The organism is Mesorhizobium sp. M4A.F.Ca.ET.022.05.2.1 (assembly GCF_003998845.1).
Taxonomy (GTDB): Bacteria; Pseudomonadota; Alphaproteobacteria; order Rhizobiales; family Rhizobiaceae; genus Mesorhizobium.
The window spans coordinates 1-6,028 of the sequence record NZ_RZOJ01000366.1; the positions used below are offsets into that span (position 1 = coordinate 1).

Sequence of the window (6,028 nt, forward strand, 5' to 3'; positions counted from 1 at the left end):
TCACATAGATGCGCGTCGGCTCGAGCAGCGCTTCGGCAAGCGTCGCCTCGTCGTTGAACGGCGCCGGGTCGCTCCAGGCAAGGCCGCTGCTAGCCACGATGCGGCGCACGAGCGAATAGCCGTTGGAATGAAGGCCGGAGGAGGCAAGGCCCAAGAGCACGTCGCCCTCGACGATGTCGTCGGTGGGCAGCAGCTGGCCACGTTCGGCCGCGCCCACGGCAAAGCCGGCGAGGTCGTAGTCCTTGCCGTGATACATGCCGGGCATCTCGGCCGTCTCGCCGCCGATCAGCGCGCAGCCGGCCTGCCGGCAGCCCTCGGCGATGCCGCCGACGATCGATGCGCCCTGGTCGGGGTCGAGCTTGCCGGTGGCGAAATAGTCGAGGAAGAACAGCGGCTCGGCGCCCTGCACGACGATGTCGTTGACGCACATGGCGACAAGGTCGATGCCGATCGTGTCGTGCTTGCCGGCATCGATGGCGATCTTGAGCTTGGTGCCGACGCCGTCATTGGCCGCGACCAGTACCGGATCGGTGAAGCCGGCGGCCTTGAGATCGAACAGGCCGCCGAAGCCGCCGATCTCGCCATCGGCGCCCGGCCGGCGCGTCGCGCGCACCAACGGCTTGATCTTCTCGACCATGAGATTGCCGGCATCGATGTCGACACCCGCTTCGGCATAGGTGAGCCCGTTCTTGCGCTCGGCTGTATCGCGCTTGGTCATGTCCGGCTCGTCGCTGTTTCCATTGCGGGCTCTTCGCATGAATGGTTTCGGGGAGCAAGGATGACGCGGCGGTGCGGCGGTTTTGCCCCCCAACAAACGTTCTTCTGCGTGAGCCGATCCCCCTGAAGGCGAGATTGGCCCGCATCGCAGCTTTCGCCATTCGCCAACGTCAGAGAATGAGGAGCGTAGTGCTTGCGCCAGCCTTCCATCTCCATCATCTATCTCTCGACAAGACGCGACGGGGCACACTTTGACCATCCCCAACATGATCACGATCATGCGCCTGCTGCTGGTGCCCGCCGTGGTGTTGGCGATGCTGCAAGCGCGTTGGGACTGGGCCTTTGCCGGCTTCCTCATCGCCGGCGTCTCCGATGGCGTCGACGGCTTCATCGCCCGCCGCTACAACCAGGTTTCGAAGCTCGGCGCCTATCTCGACCCGATGGCCGACAAGCTCTTGCTGGTCTCGGTGTTCGTGGTCATGGGCTTCATCGGACAATTGCCGCTGTGGCTGGTCGTCACCATGGTCTCGCGCGACGCGCTGATCGTTTGCGCGGTGCTTTTGTCTTCAGTGATGGCGCATCCGGTCGAGGTGAAACCGCTCTTTGTGTCGAAGGCCAACACCGCAATCCAGATCGTGCTGGCGGCGGTGGTGCTGGGTGAACTGGCGTTTTCCATCCACCCCGATCCGTTGCGGGCGGCGCTCATATTACTGTCCGGGGTCTTGACCGTGGCTTCGGCCGCGGCCTATCTCGTGGCCTGGCTGAGGCACATGAGCGGCTATGGCGAAGGCTCCAAACCGGGCACCTGACCAAGGATCCATCGAAGCGGCCGCCGAGGCGGCGGCGGCCGGCGAAGCCGCGTCCCTGGCGTTCCGCCGCCAGGTATTCTTCTGGCTGGGCACGGCCGTGTTCCTGGCGCTGTTCCTCTATGTCTTCTCCAGCATCCTTCTGCCCTTCGTCGCCGGCATGGTGCTCGCCTATTTCCTCGATCCGGTCGCCGACCGGCTGCAGCGTCTCGGCCTCTCCCGGCTTATGGCGACGGTGGTCATCCTGATCGCCTTCATCGTCGTCCTGGTGCTCGCCTTCGTCATCCTGGTTCCGGTTCTGGCGACGCAAATGGCCGATTTCGCCGGCAAGCTGCCGGAATACCTTACCCGCCTGCAGGCGCTGATCACCAGCTTCGATCCGAAATGGCTGGAACAGAGGTTCGGCGTCAACGCCAACAGCCTGCGCGACGGGCTGAACTCGCTGCTCACCTCCGGCTTCGGCCTGCTCACCACTGTCTTTACCTCGATCTGGAGTTCCGGCGTGGCGCTGGTCTCGGTGGTCAGCCTTTTCGTGGTGACGCCGGTGGTCGCCTTCTACATGCTGCTCGACTGGGACCGCATGGTGGCCGTCGTCGACAGCTGGGTGCCGCGCGACTATGTCGAGACGGTGCGCGTGATCGCCCGCGACATCAACATCGCGACCGCCGGCTTCGTGCGTGGCCAGGGCACGCTCTGCCTGGTGCTCGGCGGCATGTATGCCACGGGCCTGACGCTGACCGGCCTCAACTTCGCGATCCTCATCGGCCTCTTCGCCGGGCTGATTTCCTTCATCCCCTATGTTGGCTCGCTGACCGGACTTGTGCTCGCCGTCGGCGTCGCCTTCGTCCAGTTCTGGCCGGACTGGGTGATGATTGTTGCAGTGGCCTGCGTGTTCTTCGCCGGCCAGTTCATCGAGGGCAACATCCTGCAGCCGAGGCTGGTGGGAAAGAGCGTTGGCCTGCATCCGGTCTGGCTGATGTTCGCGCTGTTCGCCTTCGGCGCGTTGTTCGGTTTCGTCGGGCTTCTCATCGCCGTGCCGGCTTCGGCGGCCGTCGCCGTGCTGGTGCGTTTCGCCATTGCCCGCTACCTCGAATCGCCGCTCTACAAGGGCCACGTCACCGAGCCCATTCCGCGACTGCCGGCCGACCGTCGGCGGGGCGCCAAGCCGCGCGGCTGACGCGCCATGGCCGCTGACAGAACCGATCCGCCGCGCCAGCTGCCGCTCGATCTCGGTCACGGCACGGGCTATTCGCGTGACGAGCTCGTGGTGTCTTCGACCAACGCCCAGGCGGTGGCGCTGGTCGATCGCTGGCCCGACTGGCCTTCGCCGGTCGTGGTGCTGGCCGGCCCGGCCGGCTCCGGCAAGACGCATCTGGCCTCGATCTGGCAGGCCCGCGCCAGCGCGCTAAGGGTGGATGCCGGACGCATCGAAGAGTGCATCGCCGACCTCGGCCACAGGTCCGTCCTGATCGACGATGTCGACAAGCATCCGGTTGACGAGACGGGCCTGTTCCATCTCATCAATACGGTCCGTGGCGCCGGCTCCAGCCTGCTGCTGACGGCCAGGCGCTTTCCCTCGGCCTGGGGTGTCGAACTGCCCGATCTCATCTCGCGGCTGAAGGCTGCCGCGACCGTCGAGATCCACGAGCCCGACGATCTTTTGCTTGCCGGCGTCATCACCAAACTCTTCGCCGACCGCCAGGTCGAGGTGGAGCCGCATGTCGTGCAATATCTGGTCAGGCGCATCGAACGCTCGCTGGCCACCGCCATGCGCGTGGTTGGACGCCTCGACCGCGCGGCCCTGGAGCGCAAGACGCCGATCACCCGGGCGCTCGCCGCCGAGACCGTCAGCGCCATGGACGAAGGGCAGTGCGAGTTCGAGATTTGAGTCTTGTTCGGCAGCCGACGCGTGACATCGGAGCCAGATAGTGATATCTGAGTGATGTCAATGACATCGGAATGATATCAATGCCATCTGTGACGATCAGAAACATTCCGGAAGAAACCCACCGCGCTCTGCGCGTGCAGGCCGCCATCCATGGCCGAAGCACGGAGGCGGAGATCCGGGCCATACTCGAGAACGCCGTGCGGCCCGAGGGGCGCGTGAAGCTGGGCTCTTTGCTGTCCGAAATCGCCCGCCGCGCCGGCGTGAAAGACGAGGATGTCGATGCGCTGGAGCAGGTCCGCGACAAAAGCCCGGCCGAGCCCCTGAGATTTGAATGATTCTCCTGGACATCAATGTCGTTTCGGAGGTGATGAGGCCGGAACCCCATCCGGCGGTGCTGGCATGGCTGGACGATCAGGCTGCTGAAACATTGTATATTTCCAGCGTTACGCTCGCAGAGGTGCTATTCGGTATCGAGGTGATGCCTGCGGGGCGCCGCAAGAATGTCCTGGCTGAGGCCTTTGCTGGCATATGCGCGGTGTTTGATCAGCGCGTTCTGCCATTCGACGTGCAGGCAGCGCGGCAGTATGCCGGCCTTGCCGCAAAAGCCAGAACGGCGGGCAAGGGGTTCCCCATACCCGACGGCTATATAGCGGCTATCGCCGATGCCAAAGGCTTCCACGTCGCTTCGCGTGACACGTCGGCCTTTCATGCGGCGGGCATACCAGTCGTCGATCCTTGGCAAAATGCGACGTAGCTGTCCCAATATTGGACCAAGCCACTGGCATCCATCTTGCACCGTCCAATATGCCGGCTGACCCCGGTCCCGATCACGTTCCAGATCGGGTTGTAGGCTCGCCGGGTGCAAGGCGGTTGGGGTTCTCGCCCGGCGAGCTTGCCTTTCAGAGACATCGAACTCACCCATCGAAATAGACGATTCAACAAGGCGGTTCGCCTAATTCCCCACTTCCCGGCAAGTTCCTCCAGGGTCGCCAGCAGCCTGTTGATCTGCGTATAGGAGGTCGTTTGCGGGCTGTAGCGCGTGACCAGGTATTCCCGGGTTTTGGCGAGTTGTATCAGGTGATGTGCCGTGCGCTTCCGCAGCTGACACCTCGATCCTGCCGTCCTCGATGCGGCAGGTTGGAGTCAGCGGATACCAGAAGTCGAGCGGCTCGCTGACCGGTACGGTGACGGAGATGCCTGCGAGTGCGGCCTCGCTTGCCGCGCGCCTGAGGCAGAGCACGCTCCCGGCCCGAAAGCCGAGTTCGGCCAGCGCCTTGAGCAGCGGCGCGCCGCCGCCCTGCGCGAAAGCCTTGTTGATGCGGTCGCCGGTCATCGGTGACCAGAGATCGCGCGGCACCCACGTCAGGCGCCGCCTCCTCGCGTCGACTCACAATGACATCGGTGTTCTGCAACCAGTCGTCCCGGTCGAGGACCGCCACGACAACGCGGCCATGGCTGGAGCCTTACTGGCCCGGATCGAGGCGGATTGGCTTGCCGCGTTTGCAAACTGGCGCCCATGCTCCGGCCCATAGCTGGAATGGTCGGAGTGGCAGGATTCGAACCTGCGACCCCCTGATCCCAAATCAGGTGCGCTACCAGGCTGCGCTACACTCCGAGGCCTCGCGGCGTATAGGGTTCCGGGCCCGCGAAGGCAACCCACGAAAAGAAAAAAGGGAAGGGCGGGAAAAAACGCTGCGCCCTGCAGCCGCTCAGCGCCGCTGTCCGGCGATCTTGCGGGCGATTGCGGCGCCCTGGATCCTAGCATTGGCAAAGCAGCCGCGGATGCTCGGCCGCATGCCGGTGAACCACAGGCCCGGCAGCTTTGGATCGCTGTCGGCGCCGTTGAACAGCGGCACGCCCTTGCCGTCGAGCACGCCGAGCTGGCCGAGCATCGGCTCCAGCCCGGTGCGATAGCCGGTTGCGGCGATCACGACGTCGGGCGTGATGGTCTGACCGTCATCCAGGATGACGCCGTCGCGGGTGAATTCCCTGACCTGCGGCACCACGATGACCCTGCCGGCCCTGATGGCATCGACGGCGCCGTCGTCGGAGGCGATCGCCGTATAGTCGGAGCCGAGGCGGCTGGCGCCGCCCAAGGGCGCGCGCGGCAGGCCGAATTTGCTGAGGTCGCCGAAGACAAGGCGCTGGGTCAGCGCCATCGCCCAGTCCGCCAGCCGCACGGGCAGCCGCGCCATGAAAGGCGAAAAACGGTGCACGGCGATCTGTCCGATGCGCTTGGGCAACAGCGAGGGGCCGTTGCGCGCCGCCAGCCACATCTGTCCGGTCTTGGCTCCGGAAAGGTGATTGAGCGCGTCGAAGCCCGAATTGCCGGCGCCGACCACCAGTACCTTCTTGTCCTCATAGTCCTTCGCCGCGCCAAAATCCGCCGAATGGACGATGCGCCCGGGAAAGTCCTCCATGCCTTTCCAGACGGGAATGAACGGCTGTCGGTCGCGCCCGGTGGCGACCACGACATGGCGCGCGCGCCGCGGCCCGGCGCTGGTCCTCACCGTCCAGTGATCGCCGTTGAAGCTCACGTCCTTGACGGCGATGCCGAATTCGACCGGCAGCCGGTGCGCTTCGGCGAAGTGATTGAGGTGGCCGATCACCGTGGTGC

8 protein-coding genes and 1 tRNA gene are annotated in these 6,028 nt (G+C 64.9%); 5 read left to right on the plus strand and 4 right to left on the minus strand.

Annotated elements, in window-relative coordinates; all coding sequences use genetic code 11:
- On the minus strand, positions 1–718 hold a 718-nt coding region (gene purM, locus EN745_RS27635), incomplete at its 3' end, for a phosphoribosylformylglycinamidine cyclo-ligase (RefSeq protein ID WP_127422717.1).
- Positions 719–968: 250 nt separating this feature from the next.
- On the opposite strand from purM, the gene EN745_RS27640 reads away from it, so the two are divergent.
- The 5 genes from EN745_RS27640 to EN745_RS27660 all read left to right on the plus strand — a co-directional run bounded on the left by EN745_RS27640 (position 969) and on the right by EN745_RS27660 (position 4,165).
- Entirely contained in the window at positions 969–1,526 is a 558-nt protein-coding gene (locus EN745_RS27640) for a CDP-alcohol phosphatidyltransferase family protein (RefSeq protein WP_127422718.1), read from the plus strand.
- Positions 1,498–2,700 (plus strand): AI-2E family transporter, encoded by a 1,203-nt coding sequence (locus tag EN745_RS27645; protein ID WP_126055563.1) that lies wholly within the window; start codon positions 1,498–1,500, stop codon positions 2,698–2,700. The genes EN745_RS27640 and EN745_RS27645 overlap by 29 nt, the downstream gene beginning before the upstream one ends.
- A gap of 6 nt (positions 2,701–2,706) precedes the next feature.
- Entirely contained in the window at positions 2,707–3,411 is a 705-nt protein-coding gene (hdaA, locus tag EN745_RS27650; protein ID WP_127422719.1) for a DnaA regulatory inactivator HdaA, read from the plus strand.
- Positions 3,412–3,491: 80 nt separating this feature from the next.
- On the plus strand, positions 3,492–3,746 hold the full coding sequence (locus EN745_RS27655) for an Arc family DNA-binding protein (protein WP_126055561.1): 255 nt from the start codon (positions 3,492–3,494) through the stop codon (positions 3,744–3,746).
- Positions 3,743–4,165, plus strand: coding sequence for a type II toxin-antitoxin system VapC family toxin (locus EN745_RS27660; protein ID WP_126055560.1), 423 nt, complete (start codon positions 3,743–3,745; stop codon positions 4,163–4,165). The genes EN745_RS27655 and EN745_RS27660 overlap by 4 nt, the downstream gene beginning before the upstream one ends.
- A 198-nt stretch (positions 4,166–4,363) precedes the next feature.
- On the opposite strand, the gene EN745_RS27665 is transcribed toward EN745_RS27660, so the two are convergent.
- The 3 genes from EN745_RS27665 to EN745_RS27675 form a co-directional block, all read right to left on the minus strand.
- Positions 4,364–4,744: a hypothetical protein gene (locus EN745_RS27665; protein WP_127422720.1), complete on the minus strand. Its 381-nt coding sequence runs from the start codon at positions 4,742–4,744 to the stop codon at positions 4,364–4,366.
- A 205-nt stretch (positions 4,745–4,949) separates the two neighbouring features.
- Positions 4,950–5,026, minus strand: a tRNA-Pro gene (locus EN745_RS27670).
- Between the two features lie 94 nt (positions 5,027–5,120).
- On the minus strand, positions 5,121–6,028 hold a 908-nt coding region (locus EN745_RS27675), incomplete at its 5' end, for an NAD(P)/FAD-dependent oxidoreductase (RefSeq protein WP_145992155.1).